The 15,120-nt window shown below is 60.4% G+C and carries 15 protein-coding genes and 1 pseudogene; 4 read left to right on the top strand and 12 right to left on the bottom strand.

What is annotated here, in order from left to right; genetic code table 11:
* The 5 genes from mraZ to ACHMXK_RS04870 all read right to left on the bottom strand — a co-directional run bounded on the left by mraZ (position 1) and on the right by ACHMXK_RS04870 (position 6,576).
* Positions 1–429 (bottom strand): division/cell wall cluster transcriptional repressor MraZ, encoded by a 429-nt coding sequence (mraZ, locus tag ACHMXK_RS04890; RefSeq protein ID WP_397438177.1) that lies wholly within the window; start codon positions 427–429, stop codon positions 1–3.
* A gap of 435 nt (positions 430–864) precedes the next feature.
* Positions 865–2,652: an STAS domain-containing protein gene (locus ACHMXK_RS04885; RefSeq protein WP_397438175.1), complete on the bottom strand. Its 1,788-nt coding sequence runs from the start codon at positions 2,650–2,652 to the stop codon at positions 865–867.
* 32 nt (positions 2,653–2,684) lie between these two features.
* Entirely contained in the window at positions 2,685–3,491 is an 807-nt protein-coding gene (gene dksA / locus ACHMXK_RS04880; RefSeq protein ID WP_397442443.1) for an RNA polymerase-binding protein DksA, read from the bottom strand.
* 618 nt (positions 3,492–4,109) lie between these two features.
* Positions 4,110–5,159, bottom strand: coding sequence for a CobW family GTP-binding protein (locus tag ACHMXK_RS04875; RefSeq protein WP_397438173.1), 1,050 nt, complete (start codon positions 5,157–5,159; stop codon positions 4,110–4,112).
* Positions 5,160–5,394: 235 nt separating this feature from the next.
* The gene (locus tag ACHMXK_RS04870) at positions 5,395–6,576 is read right to left on the bottom strand and encodes a class I SAM-dependent rRNA methyltransferase (RefSeq protein ID WP_397438171.1); all 1,182 of its coding nucleotides are present in this window, start codon (positions 6,574–6,576) and stop codon (positions 5,395–5,397) included.
* A gap of 131 nt (positions 6,577–6,707) precedes the next feature.
* On the opposite strand from ACHMXK_RS04870, the gene ACHMXK_RS04865 reads away from it, so the two are divergent.
* A complete protein-coding gene (locus ACHMXK_RS04865) occupies positions 6,708–8,414 on the top strand; it encodes a 7TM diverse intracellular signaling domain-containing protein (protein ID WP_397438169.1) in 1,707 nt (568 codons plus the stop codon).
* Positions 8,415–8,445: 31 nt separating this feature from the next.
* Here ACHMXK_RS04865 and ACHMXK_RS04860 read toward each other — a convergent pair whose 3' ends face one another.
* The 3 genes from ACHMXK_RS04860 to dapF are packed head-to-tail and all read right to left on the bottom strand — an operon-like array spanning position 8,446 to position 11,075.
* Positions 8,446–9,429 (bottom strand): tyrosine recombinase XerC, encoded by a 984-nt coding sequence (locus tag ACHMXK_RS04860; RefSeq protein ID WP_397438167.1) that lies wholly within the window; start codon positions 9,427–9,429, stop codon positions 8,446–8,448.
* 14 nt (positions 9,430–9,443) lie between these two features.
* A complete protein-coding gene (locus tag ACHMXK_RS04855; protein ID WP_397438166.1) occupies positions 9,444–10,142 on the bottom strand; it encodes a DUF484 family protein in 699 nt (232 codons plus the stop codon).
* Between the two features lie 45 nt (positions 10,143–10,187).
* Complete coding sequence (dapF, locus tag ACHMXK_RS04850; protein WP_397438164.1) at positions 10,188–11,075, bottom strand: diaminopimelate epimerase; 888 nt, start codon at positions 11,073–11,075, stop codon at positions 10,188–10,190.
* Between the two features lie 72 nt (positions 11,076–11,147).
* Here dapF and ACHMXK_RS04845 point away from each other — a divergent pair, with 72 nt between their 5' ends.
* Positions 11,148–11,693 (top strand): carboxymuconolactone decarboxylase family protein, encoded by a 546-nt coding sequence (locus ACHMXK_RS04845; RefSeq protein WP_397438163.1) that lies wholly within the window; start codon positions 11,148–11,150, stop codon positions 11,691–11,693.
* Positions 11,694–11,830: 137 nt separating this feature from the next.
* Here ACHMXK_RS04845 and ACHMXK_RS04840 read toward each other — a convergent pair whose 3' ends face one another.
* The 3 genes from ACHMXK_RS04840 to ACHMXK_RS04830 all read right to left on the bottom strand — a co-directional run bounded on the left by ACHMXK_RS04840 (position 11,831) and on the right by ACHMXK_RS04830 (position 12,904).
* The gene (locus tag ACHMXK_RS04840) at positions 11,831–12,124 is read right to left on the bottom strand and encodes a hypothetical protein (protein ID WP_397438162.1); all 294 of its coding nucleotides are present in this window, start codon (positions 12,122–12,124) and stop codon (positions 11,831–11,833) included.
* A 76-nt stretch (positions 12,125–12,200) separates the two neighbouring features.
* On the bottom strand, positions 12,201–12,539 hold the full coding sequence (locus ACHMXK_RS04835) for a hypothetical protein (RefSeq protein WP_397438160.1): 339 nt from the start codon (positions 12,537–12,539) through the stop codon (positions 12,201–12,203).
* Between the two features lie 89 nt (positions 12,540–12,628).
* A complete protein-coding gene (locus tag ACHMXK_RS04830) occupies positions 12,629–12,904 on the bottom strand; it encodes a hypothetical protein (protein WP_397438158.1) in 276 nt (91 codons plus the stop codon).
* Between the two features lie 202 nt (positions 12,905–13,106).
* Here ACHMXK_RS04830 and ACHMXK_RS04825 point away from each other — a divergent pair.
* Both ACHMXK_RS04825 and ACHMXK_RS04820 read left to right on the top strand, forming a co-directional pair.
* Positions 13,107–13,373 (top strand): annotated as a pseudogene (locus tag ACHMXK_RS04825) (IS5/IS1182 family transposase); the annotation flags it as partial.
* Positions 13,374–13,606: 233 nt separating this feature from the next.
* Positions 13,607–13,924, top strand: coding sequence for a hypothetical protein (locus ACHMXK_RS04820; RefSeq protein ID WP_397438156.1), 318 nt, complete (start codon positions 13,607–13,609; stop codon positions 13,922–13,924).
* Positions 13,925–13,986: 62 nt separating this feature from the next.
* On the opposite strand, the gene ACHMXK_RS04815 is transcribed toward ACHMXK_RS04820, so the two are convergent.
* Positions 13,987–15,114 carry a CaiB/BaiF CoA transferase family protein gene (locus ACHMXK_RS04815; protein WP_397438154.1) on the bottom strand — a complete coding sequence of 376 codons (1,128 nt, stop codon included), beginning with the start codon at positions 15,112–15,114 and terminating at the stop codon, positions 13,987–13,989.
* Positions 15,115–15,120 lie beyond the last annotated feature (6 nt).

Here is a 15,120-nt window from a genome sequence, read left to right as displayed (position 1 = left end):
TCAGAATGAAAAGTCTTTAAAAACATCGGGCATCTCGCCCTTCATCTGCTCGGCCTCCTGGGCCGCGTAGGTCGCCGCATCCCAGAGCTCAAAATAGCTGCCCATGCCAAGCAGCACCGTGTCCTTGCTCAGACCCGCTGCTGCACGCAGTTCGGGAGACACCAGTACCCGGCCGGATGCATCCATATCAACATCCATGGCATTGCCGAGAAAAATCCGCTTCCACCACTGTGCCTGCATGGGTAGCGAGGCGATGCGCTCGCGAAATTTCTCCCACTCGTTACGCGGGAATACCATCAGGCAACCGTGGGGGTGTTTGGTGATAGTCAGTTGGCTGGCCGCAGTGGCGCTGAGCACGTCACGATGCCGGGTCGGCACAGAAAGCCGACCCTTGGTATCGAGAGCTACAGAAGACGCGCCTTGGAACACTGCGAAAAACCTTTAAGGAATACTTTTCACCACTAAATTGCACTTTTTCCCACTTTATCAGGAAAGTTTTGCCATGCAAGTGCTTTGCAACAAATTTTTTCAATGAAATCAAGTACTTAGAAAGCTATTTCAAAGCATTTCAATGTTAAAAGATGTTCTAGATTAAGCACTTAGCCCACTTAATGAAAGTGTTGCCTTAAGCCATTTGCACAGCCAAAGCAGCCAGGTCGCCGTTGACGCAGGCGGGACGGGAAAAGCGGGACGTCTTGTGGCGCTCAGGGCGCGTCGGTGGCATGTCGCCCATGCTGGCACTTAAAAACAACCGATAAGCCCATGATTCTTTGTGGAGATGCGCCATGCCCTCAGCTTGGAATGCAGCCTTGGGATGATCAAAATTAGAGACGTTTGAAAAGTCAAATCGGCAGGCATCCACCTTTAGTCGATGCGTGTCAACACCCTGGCGTGCTCCGTGATGCCGATCACATTGAAAAATGCAGCCACCAGACGATGCACCTCGGTGAACTGCACGGCTCGATGCTCCGCTTCGCGCGCCGAGACCCAGTTGAGCAAGGTCCCTGCCGCGGAAAAATCGACACGGATCAATTTGGCGCAGGAGATGACCATGATGTCCGCGCCCATCAGCTTGGCCTCCAGCCTGTCCAGCACCTCGATGGCATCGCCCTGGATCTGGCCGGCCAACTCGACCGCGAACAAATTGGTCATTTGGGAATTGCCGTCCATCAGGGTGTCGCCCTCCATCCCGCTGAGGCTGGACGGTGCGGAGTCGCGGTAAACATCGCCAATGATGGCTTGCCCGGCTGACGCGACGTCATGGGGATCCAGTGACCTGTACTCGCAGCGCGCGCTGTCCCAAGCCGGCGGCGACACCTCATAGGTGACGCAAAAATCGAGGGCAGTCAGCTCAAACGCGTCAGGCTGGTGCACCACCCGCAAGGCTTCCATGCGCAGTTGCCAGCAGGCCTGGGGCGTATCGCGCGCACCCGAGGGCGTGGCATCCTGCAGCACCTGTTGCAACTGCGATTCACCGATGAAACGCAGCTGCACCGGCTGCGCGGACCAGCCGCCAAACACCTTGCACAAGGGCTCGACGGCATTGGCATCGATCGATTTCAGGTTGTGCCAGTCCAGGCGCCACGGCATGGGGGCTCGGGTCAGGGCGGCACTCAGCGCCGCGACGGTCTGGATGCCCAGAACGGAAGGACAAATCCAGTCGGCAGCCGGGCCATGCCCCGGACTTTGGCCCGCCGGCCGCGACAGTTGCTGAATCATGGCCGGCATGGAAAACCACTGCGGCGCAGAACGGTCAAAGCGACCCACAAACTCAATCGCCAGGTTTTCGAATTTTTCCTGCTGACCGGTCGCGCGGTACAAATCGAACAGCGCCAGCCAGGTCTCTGCATGTTGCGCCCGGCTACCCTGCGGCCCCAGCGTATCCAGCAGGCCGGACTCTGCGCCGGCATCATCACCATTGGCAAAACGGATGGAGGCTTCCTCCAGTTCAGGGTCATGAGCCACCTCGGCACCATCCACCACGGAAAACTTGGAGGCGGAAAACCCTGACGAGATGCCATCCAGCGAGATCGCGGGCATGCCCAGACTGGCCGCCGGCTTAGAGGGCGCCGCCGGCAGTTTGACCAACAAGTCCGGCACGGGGCTAAGCGGCTGATCCTGTGAAATAAGGGGTGCAGTGCCCACGGCCTTCACGCTGGACGGCGCCGCTGTCAGTGCCCCCGGCGCCGTGGGCGCATAGTTGGCCGGCAGCGCGTTGTCCAGCAAGGGCACATGGGCACTGCGGGAGGCAGGCAGGGAGGAGGAAACCGAGCTGACGGAAGAACTTGCGCCATGTTTGGTTTTCCACCACTGCATGGACATCTGGGCTTCAATTTCATCGATTTTCTTCAAGGTCACCGCACGATCGTCCGGCTTGGACGGCATGCTGCTCTGGAAGAAGGACGGCCTGGCGGCCGGGTCCTGCCCGGTCATGGCTTCACGCTTGCGCATTTTGCGCAACATGTCGAATTCGCGCTTGCGCACAAAGTCGTTGCGGCGTTTGCGCTCAATCATTTCCTTGAGCAATTGTTTGCTCAAGGCATCTTCACGGTCGCTCTCTTTGCTATCGAGATCCGACCAGTTCGTCGCCGGATTGCGAACGAATTTCACGACTTTTGAAAGCAAGCCTGGTGTGGTGTCTTCTTTGGCCATGAGTGAAGATTCAAAACGGCGGGTGAGAAAAATCAGTCACCAAACATTTTTTGCTTGAGTTCGCGACGCTGTTGCGCTTCCAGCGACAAATTGGCCGTGGGACGGGCAATCAAACGCCCCACCCCGATGGCTTCGCCGGTTTCGTCACAGTAACCATAGTCACCGGAATCAATGCGAGCGATCGACTGCTCGATTTTCTTGAGCAGCTTGCGCTCCCGATCCCGGGTCCGCAACTCCAGCGCATGTTCTTCCTCGATGGTCGCGCGGTCGGCCGGATCCGGCACCACCACGGTGTCTTCGCGAAGATGCTCGGTGGTTTCACCGGCGCTGTTATGGATGTCCTGCTTCAGAAGCGACAGCTTGTGACGGAAAAACGCCAGCTGCTTTTCGTTCATGTATTCCGAATCAGGCATGGCCTTGACTTCTTCGTCGGTCAAGGCTTCGGCCGGCGTGGTCTTCCAGTTGTTGGCGAGCTTGGGATCTTTCTTGGCCGCCACATGGGGAGGCGGCGCGATCACACGTTCGGCAATGGTCGAATAGCTGGCTTTGGCGGCATCCGGTGAATGGGTGGGCACCATGGGCGCTGGCGGCGGCGCAAACGACGAGCTCCGCAGGGAAGCCCGACGTCCCGGCTTGAGCGCCGGGGTCTGGAGCGGCGCTGGCGCCGCGGCGATGGTTACAGGGCTGGGCGCCGCTTTGCCGGCAGCCGGGGTGTTGCTCGTTTTGATGATGACTTCTTTAGATTGTGCGGTGGCCTTGCCTGCCGCAGCCGATTTCGGGGCGGCTGATTTGGCGACAGGTTTGACGGCTTTTGCCGCGGGTTTAACAACAGGTCGGATCGGCTTATCAGCTTTTAAGGGCTTGGCGACCGGACGACTTTTAGCCGCCTGGGATACCACCGTTTTTTTGGCGGCAGGCGGGGCTTTTTTGGCGGGGGCGGACTTGGCGACGGGTTTGGCCTTTGGCTTTGCCACCGGCTTGAGCGCTACCTTGACCTTGGCTTTTGCGACAGGCAACACCGGCTTTTTGACAGCAGGTTTGGCAGCCGCGGGCTTGGCCGCGGTTTTCACCGGGGTTTTGGCTTTGCTGGCGGCTTTTCCAGCGGTTTTGACCGGTAGCTTGGACTTCTTGACTTGAGCTTTCACTTCGTGTCTCCTCGGGAAGCCGCTTCGGGATGGCCCGCATGCTGGCTCCGGACCGGGCTGATTTTCGTCGGCCCCGCCTTGTCTTTTACCTGATGACCTGGTTTGCCTGTCGCCGCACCTACAGTTTGAAGACCAGTACGTACCCTGACTTTTCCTCCCTGACCTCCTGATGGGGACGTCCGGGGATTGGAGTCGGCGCGCGATTGTAGCGGCTCACCGGGGCGCTGTGACGCTCGCAGGTCTAAACGTTGGAGAATGGAGACAAACATAGGACCCTCCCGCCTTTCAAAGGCATTGTGCGGACAGCCTACCTCAAACCAGGCACTGCTCCAGGCCCTGGAGAAAAATATCTTTCGGCAAATCGATGCCAATAAACACCATCTTGCTGTTTTTTGCCTCGCCCTCGGCCCAGGCCGGCCCCAGATCGCTGCCCATCAATTGGTGCACGCCCTGGAAAATCACTTTGCGCTCGGTACCCTCCATGTTCAACACGCCTTTGTAGCGCAACATGCGCGGGCCGTAAATGTTGACGACGGCGCCCAGAAAATCCTCCAGCTTGGTCGGGTCAAAGGCGCGCTCGGAACGGAACACAAAACTCTTGACGTCGTCATCGTGGTGATGGTGATGGCCTTGTTCAGCCGCATGCGACGGGTGGTCGCAATGTTCGCCATGTTCATGGTCGTGCCCGGCGTGGTCATGTTCGTCGGCCTTGAGGAAGTCCGGGTCGATGTCCAGCTTGGCGTTGAGGTTGAAGCCACGCAGGTCAAACACCTCGGCCAGGGCCACCTCGCCGAAATGCACGGTTTTTTGCGGCGCACGCGGGTTCATGTGGGTCAGGCGATGCATCAGCGCCTTGACCTCGTCCCCGGCCACCAGGTCCGACTTGCTGATAAAGATCTGGTCGGCAAACCCGACCTGGCGACGCGCCTCCTGGCGGTCGTTGAGCTGGCCTTCCGCGTGTTTGGCGTCCACCAGGGTCAAAATCGAGTCCAGCAGGTATTGTTCGGCGATTTCTTCGTCCATGAAAAAGGTCTGCGCCACCGGGCCGGGGTCGGCCAGGCCCGTGGTTTCAATCACCACACGTTCGAAATCCAGCAGGCCTTTGCGTTTTTTCTCGGCCAACAGTTGCAGGGTGTCGCGCAGGTCTTCGCGGATCGAGCAGCAGATGCAACCGTTGTTCATCTGGATGATGTTTTCTTCGGTGTCGTTGACCAGGATCTCGTTGTCGATATTTTCTTCACCGAACTCGTTCTCGATCACGGCAATTTTCTGGCCGTGGGCCTCGGTCAGGATACGCTTGAGCAGCGTGGTTTTACCGGAGCCCAGAAAGCCGGTCAGAATGGTTACGGGAATCAAACTCATGGTGTCTGCCTCAAGAAAAACAGGTGAAAAAACCGCCGTGGCGCGTAGCCAAAGGTGGGGAGTTTAGCGGTCAAGTCAAGGCCCTGACGCGAAGGCATGAATAGGCGGCCCTGATATCCAGCACTTTACAGGCGCTGTCAAGTCCGGCGGCACTGCCCGCACCCAACTCGCTCCTGTTTTTATAGCTACTTGCGCCCGTCTCTCCTGGGCTACAGGCCTTTTTTGCTCAAGGAATTCACTTCCTGAGCAAAACCAGGCCCTTCAGGTACTCCCCTTCCGGGAAAGTCACGGTCATCGGGTGGTCCGGGGCGCCGCCCAGACGTTCGGTGATAAAGGCATCCACGCCCGCATCAATGCCCGCCGAGGCCACAATTTTGTGAAACAGATCGGCACTGATGCCACCCGAACACGAATAAGTGAACAAGACGCCGCCAGGCGCCAGGATGGACAGGGCGATGCGGTTGATGTCTTTGTAGGCACGGGCGGCACGTTCGGCATGCGCGACCGTCGGTGCAAACTTGGGCGGGTCGAGCACGATGGCGTCGAAGGTTTTGCCTTCGGCCAGGAAGCGGCGCAGCGAGGCATTGACGTCGGCGTCCAGCATGGTGGTGCGGCTGGCGTCAAAACCATTGAGCGCCACGTTTTCTTTGGCACGTTCGATCGCCGGGCCAGAGGAGTCAATCGAGGTCACATGCGCGGCGCCGCCGGCCAGCGCCGCCACCGTGAAACCGCCGGTGTAGCAATAACAGTTGAGCACGCGCTGAAACTTCAGGCGGCGTGTGTAGTCGGCAAACTTGCGGCGGCTGTCGCGCTGGTCCAGGTAAAAGCCGGTTTTGTGACCTTCGGCGACATCCAGGCTCAGCTTCCAGTCGTGTTCGGTGAGTGTGATGCCGGTATCGCCAGCACCGGCCAGCCAGCCGGTGGCTTCGGGCAGACCTTCGAGCGAACGCACACTGGCGTCGGAGCGTTCATACAGGCGCGTGAGCCCGGTTTGCGCCAGCAAGGCCTCCACAATCACGCTTTTCCAGCGCTCGGTGCCGCAGCTGGAAAACTGCGCCACCAGGGTGCCGGCATAACGGTCCACCACCAGACCAGGCAAGCCGTCGGACTCCCCGTGGATCAGGCGCAGGCCATTGCTTTGTATGTCAAACAAGCCCCTGGCCTTGATGGCTTGAGCGATACGCGCTGTAAAAAACGAAGCGTCGATGCGTTCCGTCTCGTCAAAACTCCAGACCCGGGCGCGGATTTTGGAGCTGGGGCTGAACGCGGCCCAGCCGAGGAACTGGCCGTCATGCCCTTCGACACGCACGGTTTCACCGGCGTCGGCGCCGCCTTTGGCAATCGCCCCGTCAAAAATCCAGGGGTGGCGGCGCAGCAAGGAGCGCTCCTTGCCTTCTCTTAAGCGTATTGATTTCATGGCCCTATTGTCGCGGCTGGCGGCCCGCCGGCCGCTGCCTCCAGGAAATTTGCGACAATAAGTTGATGATTTTTAGCCGCTTTTCAGCACATGTTGCAAGCACCAGGGCCTGGCTTACAGCGCCCCGCAACTTGCTGATCGGCTTATGCCTGGGCTTGCTGCTGGGCCTGCTGAGCCCGACGGCCCAGTCCCGCCAGGTGCTGGAGTTCGATGCCAAAACCCAGCCCGTGCCCCTGGCAGACTGGGGCGACTACTGGATCGATCCGCAGGCCAGACTGACCGCGGAACAGGTCGCCAGCCACCCGCGACTGGACTGGCAACCCACCCTGCCCAAGGGAATTTATCCGCTGCAGCCCCGGCAGGCCTTGTGGATTCGTTTTACCGTGCCCCCGGCGCCCGACGCGGAGCGCTGGTTGCTTGAAATCCCCTACCCAGCGCTGGACCGGGCCTCGCTCTATAGCCTGGACCGCGCCGACCAGTGGCGCGAGCAACGCGCCGGTGACCTGACCGCCGTCAACCAGTGGCCGACGCCGCATCGCCACCCCTTGTTGACCGTCGATTTCAATGCCGAGGAGCCGACGCAATACATGCTCCGCCTTGAAAACGTTCAGGGATTTAGCGCACCCATTCGTTTTGTCAGCTCCGGCCATGTGTTGCGCGGCGAGCAGCAGGTGTCGCTGTTTCTCGGGGTTTATTTCGGCCTGGCCTTGTTGGGCTGCGCGGTGGGTCTGGCCGGCGCGCTCTGGCTGCGGGACCGGGCCTACCTGTATTACGCCCTCTGCGCCACCCTGATCGGCCTGACGCAGGCCGCCATCACCGGCGTGGCGGCCTTGCACCTGTGGCCTGACGCGCCGGCCTGGGCCGACCGCTCGCTGGTGGTGCTGGGCACCTGGATGTTGATGGCGTTGTTGCTGCTCAATGACACCCTGGTGTCGCTGGCCCAGCGTTCCCGCTTTCTCCATGGTCTGGTCTGGGCCACCGTGCTGGCCGGCGCCGCGCTGTCGGTGATATTGCTGATCACCGACAGCGCGTTGCGCATCCCGCTGGTCGTGCCTTACCTGGTGCTGGCGCAGTTGCTGATGCTGGGGCTCAACCTCTGGGCCTGGCGCCGCGGCGATCGTTTTGGCGGCTGGCTGCTGCTTTGCAGCCTGCCGTTTGCCCTCAGCCTGGCGCTGGCCATAGGCCGTTACCTGCAGTGGCTGCCGCTGAGTGTGCTGACCGAACAGGCGGCCCTGGCCTGCATGGCGCTGCAAATGCCAGCCATGCTGGTCGTGCTGATGGTGCGCAGCCAGCAGCAGCGTGAAAACAAGCGCCGCATCCAGGGCCTGGACCGGGTGGACCCGTCCACCGGCCTGATCAATGACTCGGTGTTTGCCGAACGGATGGAACGCATGATTGCGCGCTCGGACCGGCTCAAACACCAGGGTGCGGTGCTGATGATAGATCTGGTCAACACCGAACACATCCAGCGCGAATTTGGCCGCAAGGCCGCCCAGGACCTGCCGCTGCGTGTGGCCGAGCGCCTGCTGTCAACGGCTCGTGATATCGACAGTGCGGCGCGCCTGTCGGAGCAGCGTTTTGGCATGCTGGTGGAAGGCCCGTTTTCGGCCGAAGAAGCCGCCACTCTGGGGCCACGCATCGTCGCGCGCTGCCTGATGCCCTACAAAGGCCTGCCGGTGGAATGTGTGGCCCAGGTGCGTGTGGCCTATGCGCTGGTGCCGCGGCAAGGGCCCAATGCCGAGATCGTGCTGGGCCGGCTGGCGCAGCGCCTGGCCGGCACACCGGCCGCTAGCAAACGCGCAGTTTTCATGCTGCCGGATTACCTGGCCAGCGCCTGAAAGCAGGGGCAGCCGCCCCTGCGCCAGTCGCTCAGCTTTTGTCCTTGTCCGCTGGTTTGCCGCGGTCCAGCGTTGCGCGTGGATGCGCCGCGTCGTAAACCTTGGCCAGGTGCTGAAAATCAAGCCGGGTGTAAACCTGCGTGGTGCTGATGTTGGCGTGGCCCAGCAACTCCTGCACCGCGCGCAAATCCCCGCTGGACTGCAACACATGGCTGGCAAACGAATGCCGCAACATGTGTGGGTGCACAGGCGTGGCCAGCCCGGCTTGCAACGAACGCTGCTTCAGGCGCACACGGATGTGTTGGGGCGTCAGCCGTGTGCCGCGCTGGCCGATGAACAAGGCCGCATCGTCCCTGGCCCAGGCACTGCGCAACGCCAGCCAGGCCTGCAGAGCCTGCAAGGCCTTGCTGCCCACCGGCACGCTGCGCCGCTTGGAGCCTTTGCCCAGCACATGCGCCTCGGCCGCCTGCAGGTCAATCCAGCCGCGCGCCTGCGGGCCAGCCACGGCATCCAGGCCGGTCAACTCGCCGATACGCAGGCCGCAGCCGTACAGCAGTTCGGTGATACAGCTGTCCCTCGCCTGCAGGGCCGGGTCGTCGGACGCCTCATCCCCCTGGTAGGCCGCCAGTTGCACCGCCTCGTCCACACTCAGCGCCTTGGGCAGCGGCTTGGCAGCTTTGGGTGCACGCAGGTCCTGCACCGGGTTGCTGGCCACCAGGCCTTCGCGCCCCAGCCAGGTGTAAAAGCCGCGCCAGCCCGACAAGATCAGCGCAATGCCGCGGCCGCTGCGGCCGCCGCTGTGCATTTGCGCGACCCAGCGCCGCATGTGTTGGTTTTGTACGCCGGTCAGTACCACGCCGGCCTGCAGGCAATGGGCTTGCAGTTTGTGCAAGTCCAGCGCATACAGCTCGACCGTGCGCTGGGCCAGGCGTTTTTCGACACGCACATGTTCGAGGTAACGCTCGACCAGCGGGTCGGCTTCTAGCACCGGTCCGGGCGAAGCTTGCTCGGCCATGGTGGCGTTAGAACCTAGCTGGCCTGGGGCCGCAGACGCGACAAGGCGGCGCCGGCGAGTTCACCGATACGTTCCAGGAAATCCGTGCCCATGCTGCTGCTGAAACGTTCGGGATCGGGCGAAGCCAGTACCAGCATGCCGAAAGCCTGCGGCGATTTTCCTGGACGCAGGGGAATCAGCGCCACCGACATCGCCAGCGCCGGATCGGGCAGCCAGTTCACGGCCTCGAAGCCGGAGTTGACACCGCAATAAGGCGTGCTCAGCGAGGAGGCAAAGGTTTGCGTGTCTTCGCTGACCCCGGTAGAGAAGTTTTCGTCGGAAAAAATGCCGTTGACGTGCCAGACCTTGATCGCCGCCTGCGGCACAGAAAACTGCGCCTTGAGTTCATTCACGATGGTGTCCGGCAAATCACGCGCATGGGCGGTCAGCAGCAGATTCAGTGTGCATTGCTGCAGCTTGTCGGCAATGCCCACGTTTTCCTGGCCGTAACGGATCATCTCGACGACCTTGGCCTCCAGGCCCTTGATCTTGTCGCGCAACATGCCGGCCTGGCGCTCCTGCAGGCTCACCGCCCGCCCGCCATGGCCGCTGGAGAGCTGGACCGTGGCCAGCAGCTCCGCATGGCGCTCGAAAAAATCAGGCGTGTTGGCCAGGAAGTTGGCGATGTCTTCTTCGGTGATCGGGTTCTGGATGGAGTGTTCGCTTGGATTCATGTTCTTGTGGTTTCCAGTAAATCAGGTTCGTCGGCTTGGGCAAGTCTACAAATGGTCGGGGACAACAATCTCGGCCTCAAACACGGTGGTGGCCGGCCCGGTCATCAAGACCGGTGCGGGACTGGCGTCCAGCCCGCCCTGCCACTCGATGGTCAAGGTGCCGCCATGTGTCCACACGTCGACCCGCGCGTCCAGCAGGCCCAAGCGTATGCCAGCGACCACCGCCGCGCAAGCCCCGCTGCCGCAGGCCAGGGTTTCGCCGGCGCCGCGCTCATAGACCCGCAGGCGGATCTGGCTGCGCGACACCACCTGCATGAACCCGGCGTTCACGCGGCGCGGGAAACGTGCGTGGTTTTCAATCAGCGGCCCGATCTCCAGCACGGGGGCGGCGCCCACATCGTCCACCAGTTGCACCGCATGCGGATTGCCCATGGACAGAACCGCTATCAAAACAGGAGCTGCTTGCGCCCGGCCCTCAAGGGCCAGAGGCCATTTTTGCCATGAATGAACGGTTTGTGGCGTCAAACCGGCAGCGTCAAAAGGCACACGCGGCAAATCGAAGATGGGCGCGCCCATGTCCACCGTGACGCGGCCGTCTGGCTGCAGACGTGGCTCGATCACACCACTCATGGTTTTGACACGCACCTTGTCTTTGGTGGTCAGGCCCTGCTCGCGAACAAAACGCACAAAACAACGCGCCCCATTGCCGCACTGTTCGACCTCGCCGCCGTCGGCGTTGTGGATCACATATTCAAAGTCGATACCGGGATCAGTCGCCGGCCGCACCGACAGAATCTGGTCCGCGCCCACACCGAAGTGGCGGTCGGCCAGAAAACGGTATTGACCGGGCGTGAGGTTCAGGCGTTTTTGGGTCTCGTCGAGCACCACAAAATCGTTGCCCGCACCTTGCATTTTGGTAAATCGGATTAGCATCTGGGCATTATCCGCTGAGGCTGCACCCCGCCGCCCGCCCTTCGTCCCAGCATCCCACCAAGAAAGACAGACATGCGTATTCCCGACTGGAGCCCCGCCCTGAAAACCCAACCCCAGGACCTGGTGGACGCCATCCTGGCGCGCCGCGGCGGCACCCTGATCAACCTGGACAAGGCCCTGCTCTGGAGCGAACCGCTGGCTAGAGCCTGGAACGTCTACCTGGGCGCCGTGCGCACCGGCCTGCCAACCAGCCGCAAGCTGCGCGAACTGGGCATTTGCACCGTGGCCTTGCTGACCGGCGCCGCGTATGAGTACCACCACCACGCACCGGACTTTCTGGCCGCCGGCGGCCAACAGAAAGAACTGGATGCCCTGAATGTTCTGGTGAAAGCCGATGCGCGTGTCTCAACAGCACATCCAGATCTCGGCGAGGTCGAACAACTGGTGATTCGTTACGCCGCGCAGATGACGCAAGACGTGAAAGTCAGCGACGACGTTTTCGCTGCCTTGCGCCAGCACTTTGACACCACGCAACTGGTGGAGCTGACCAGCGCCATTGCCACTTACAACATGGTTGCGCGTTTTCTGGTGGCGCTGGGGGTTTCGCCGGAGGCGTAGAAAAAGAGACTCGACTGGCTCGAATCCTGGCGGCCCATGGTGTCTACCTGTTGACTAGCCCGGGTCCTGGGCCTGTCTGCTCTGGGCCCAAAGTCGAAGTACACATTTTTCCGAAGCAGCCCGTCGGCACTACCTCGCTAACGAGGTGTCTGCGAACGATACGTTGCCCATTTGACGCAACCGCTAAGAATCAAAATCGCCGCGATACCTATCTGGAAGAAAACAGGCCCCTGCTCGCCCATGACGCTGGTGGTCATGGAGTTCAACCAACCCCAGCGGCCGGTAAACGGTGCTTTTGGAGGATTGAGCCATTGTGCAAGCCCAAGAGCGAGAGAGCAGGCGCTCAACCCCCAATAGGCCACAGCCATTTCTTTATGAGTAAAGGGCTTTTTCCAGTGAGGATGGTCAGGCTCGCCGCGATTGATTTTCATGTTCCATTCGACAGGCTGGAAGGGGCTGCTCTTGGCCGTTTGGGGCAATCCAAAGAAGTGCAGTGAGTCACTTAGGTCAACGTGCAAATGTCTGAATGAACACCAACACTCGTTGCGCGAACCAGACTGAAATCACTATGACGAAAAATGCCAGAAATAATTTCCCCTCCCATCCTAGAGCTTTCCAGTAGCGGGTCAACTGAGTCTTTAGTCCGACGCGCGGCATTCCCGGCTCTGATTTTGCCGTGCCATAGCGGGACTCGAATATCGCCATCCTTGAAGTAATCAGAAAAAATAGCGCGATTGCGAGCCAAAAAACTGCTGCTTCAAATGCCCCCTTAAGAGCCATCACGGCAGACGCTACAAGCAGTAGGAAAATAAAAAAACCAACAAATATTTTCGTGAATTGTGTCATTGCAATCCATGTTGCGACTAGGCAAGGTCAATGTCCGGAGTTGGCCGACTGTAGCCAAAAGCCTCGCTGACCCATTCGGGTCCTGCGCTTCACCTTTCTCGCATCAGCGCTAGTACGGCACCAACACTCAAAGCGAAATAGGTAAAGAAGGTGAGCATGACTGAGGCTGTAGCTGACCAATCGTACTTCGCGGCAATGACCAGCGGGAGCACAAGCAGTGCGCCGACGGCAATCGGCTTGCCTGCTACTGGGGCCATGCCTCCCCAGGAGATGGACAATGCAACGAGCGTTAAGAGCGCTGCCACGATGGCCGCAATGCAGAACTTCATCCAAAGCGGAGTAGTGATTGCAGTTCGGTCTTCCATGAGCCGTATCCTGATGTTGAATGTGGGCGTGCCCAACGGCGGTAGGCCAACCCCTTGAGAGGCATCATGCACATCCGAAAGTCGGACTTCAATGCCTTGTTGCGCAGCCAGTGGGTGACTCATCGGACGGTTAGGGGGAAAGACCGCTCTTGGCCGGATTGTGCCATCGCAGGGCGGCGGGAAAACCCTAGTCTATTTGCGCGCCTATGGCAGTGCACCCATGCTCCACTGGATGGTCAACGAGAAACAGATCGAGCCACATGTACCCGTGTGGGACAAAACGCAACGCAAGGATGACACGCTGTCGAGCAACGAATTTCACTGGCATGAACAGGCCAATGAGTACCACTGTCCTGAGGGGCATGTTCTGCAGGTCAACAGGCGGCCTTTCAAGAACCCACGCACGCACATTACCCAAGAAGACACCATCATCTATCGCGCTAGTCAGCATGATTGCGCTGCATGCCCAAGGAGATGCGACACGAAGTAGCCCCTGCTAATGCGTACGGCGAATTGCGGGCTTCGGCTAAATTCCTAGGGCTGATGCTGCGGACATGCTTTGGCAACTTACGTATTTCCGGCACAGTTCAGCAGTCCCATCTCAAATCTCTGACATGACATGACATGACATGACATGCCAGCAACGTTAGCGGCCAACAACGGACATTCGTTAACTACCTCCGCGACTCCAAAATCTTACCAATGGACTATTCGAACCAGTCGGTGTCTGCATTGTTCCGAGGCCCATTGCGCTCCACTCCTCAAGGCTGGGTGGTCTTAGCTTGCGCCTTCGTGTATGCGGTCTTGGGGCTGATGTTTGTTTTTTTTGAGATTGCCCCACCACTTGGCAAGTCGATTGGTGCTGCCATCGCCATTTGCATCAGTTGGCCGCTCGTCGTCTTCGTAATGTTTGTCAAGCAAGGCATACCGTCGTTTGCGCCTTCATGGCTCGGTGCGGCCTATCTTGGTCTTGTGTCGGTCATGCCAGTGCTTTATCCCCTCTACCGTAAACTTGTCTGAGACCGAGTTCGGCCAGAATCAGACATCTGTACCCTTGGGCTGTTTAGGAAAGGTCATCATCCCTACCGCCAAGCCTCCACCAACTGTTGCGGAGTAAGCACCGCTTCCAAAAAAGGCCCCTGGACAGCCGAAGGCGTGCGCGAAAACCTGGGCGCGGGAGCAGGGTGCTGCACGCCCGCCACCTCAACAAAGCCGCTACGCGCACGCACGTGCGGGTGTTCCGTCGCTTCCGCCAGAGTCAGCACTGGTGCAAAACATATATCCGTGCCTTCGAGTTGATCGCACCACTGCGCACGGCTACGCGTGCGAAAGATCGAGGCCATGGCATCGCGCACTGCATGCCAGCGAGTGCGATCGTTCTGCGCATCCCACAGGGTCTGTGGCAAGTCGATCATGCGGCACATCAGTGCAAAGAACTTGGGCTCTATGGGGCCGATGGAGACGTACTGCGCATCAGATGTCTCGTACGTGGTGTAGTACGGCGCACCGCCGTCCAGCATGTTGTTGCCACGCCGATCCTCATAGAGGCCGCGCAGCCGGTGCGACTGGTTGTTGCTCATGAGCGAGAGAGCGCCGTCGCAGATGGCGGCATCCACCACCTGACCCTGGCCGCTCCCGCGCGCCTCCAGCAGCGCCGCCAGCAGCCCCGTCACCAGATAGAGGCTGCCGCCGCCATAGTCGCCCACCAAATTGAGTGGAGGCACCGGACCGCGCCCGGCTTCGCCAATGGCGGCCAGTGCGCCGGTAATCGCGATGTAGTTGATGTCATGGCCTGCGGCCTGGGCCAGTGGCCCGTCCTGCCCCCAGCCAGTCATGCGGCCATACACCAGGCGCGGGTTCCGACAGGCCACGGCCTGCGGGCTCAGGCCCAGTCGCTCCATGACGCCTGGACGAAAGCCCTCTACCAGCATGTCAGCATGGGTCAGTATGTCGAGCACTTGAGCAACGGACTGAGAATCCTTCAGGTCCAGCAGCACCGTCTTGCGGCCGCGCCCTGTAATGTCGCGTGGGTCCGTCTGCGGCGCACCGGGCCGGTCGATGCGTATCACCTCGGCCCCCATGTCTGACAGCAGCATGCAGGCAAAAGGGCCCGGCCCTAGGCCAGAAAACTCGACGACACGCACACCGCGCAGCGGACCTGAGGCTCCATGGGAGGGGGAAGAGGATGAAGGATTTGGCGAAGGAGTCATGGTAGC

The organism is Polaromonas sp. UC242_47 (assembly GCF_044452385.1).
Classification (GTDB): Bacteria; Pseudomonadota; Gammaproteobacteria; order Burkholderiales; family Burkholderiaceae_C; genus Polaromonas.
This window is presented reverse-complemented; position numbering and strand designations above follow the sequence as displayed.

Bases quoted from the DNA above. Each gene is read 5' to 3' on its own strand.
- ACHMXK_RS04820 (WP_397438156.1), top strand. From the start codon at position 13,607: ATGGACTATTCGAACCAGTCGGTGTCTGCATTGTTCCGAGGCCCATTG.
- dapF (WP_397438164.1), bottom strand. From the start codon at position 11,075: ATGCTAATCCGATTTACCAAAATGCAAGGTGCGGGCAACGATTTTGTG.
- ACHMXK_RS04840 (WP_397438162.1), bottom strand. From the start codon at position 12,124: ATGAAAATCAATCGCGGCGAGCCTGACCATCCTCACTGGAAAAAGCCC.
- ACHMXK_RS04815 (WP_397438154.1), bottom strand. From the start codon at position 15,114: ATGACTCCTTCGCCAAATCCTTCATCCTCTTCCCCCTCCCATGGAGCC.
- ACHMXK_RS04835 (WP_397438160.1), bottom strand. From the start codon at position 12,539: ATGACACAATTCACGAAAATATTTGTTGGTTTTTTTATTTTCCTACTG.
- ACHMXK_RS04855 (WP_397438166.1), bottom strand. From the start codon at position 10,142: ATGAATCCAAGCGAACACTCCATCCAGAACCCGATCACCGAAGAAGAC.
- ACHMXK_RS04845 (WP_397438163.1), top strand. From the start codon at position 11,148: ATGCGTATTCCCGACTGGAGCCCCGCCCTGAAAACCCAACCCCAGGAC.
- ACHMXK_RS04885 (WP_397438175.1), bottom strand. From the start codon at position 2,652: ATGGCCAAAGAAGACACCACACCAGGCTTGCTTTCAAAAGTCGTGAAA.
- ACHMXK_RS04870 (WP_397438171.1), bottom strand. From the start codon at position 6,576: ATGAAATCAATACGCTTAAGAGAAGGCAAGGAGCGCTCCTTGCTGCGC.
- ACHMXK_RS04860 (WP_397438167.1), bottom strand. From the start codon at position 9,429: ATGGCCGAGCAAGCTTCGCCCGGACCGGTGCTAGAAGCCGACCCGCTG.
- ACHMXK_RS04875 (WP_397438173.1), bottom strand. From the start codon at position 5,159: ATGAGTTTGATTCCCGTAACCATTCTGACCGGCTTTCTGGGCTCCGGT.
- ACHMXK_RS04830 (WP_397438158.1), bottom strand. From the start codon at position 12,904: ATGGAAGACCGAACTGCAATCACTACTCCGCTTTGGATGAAGTTCTGC.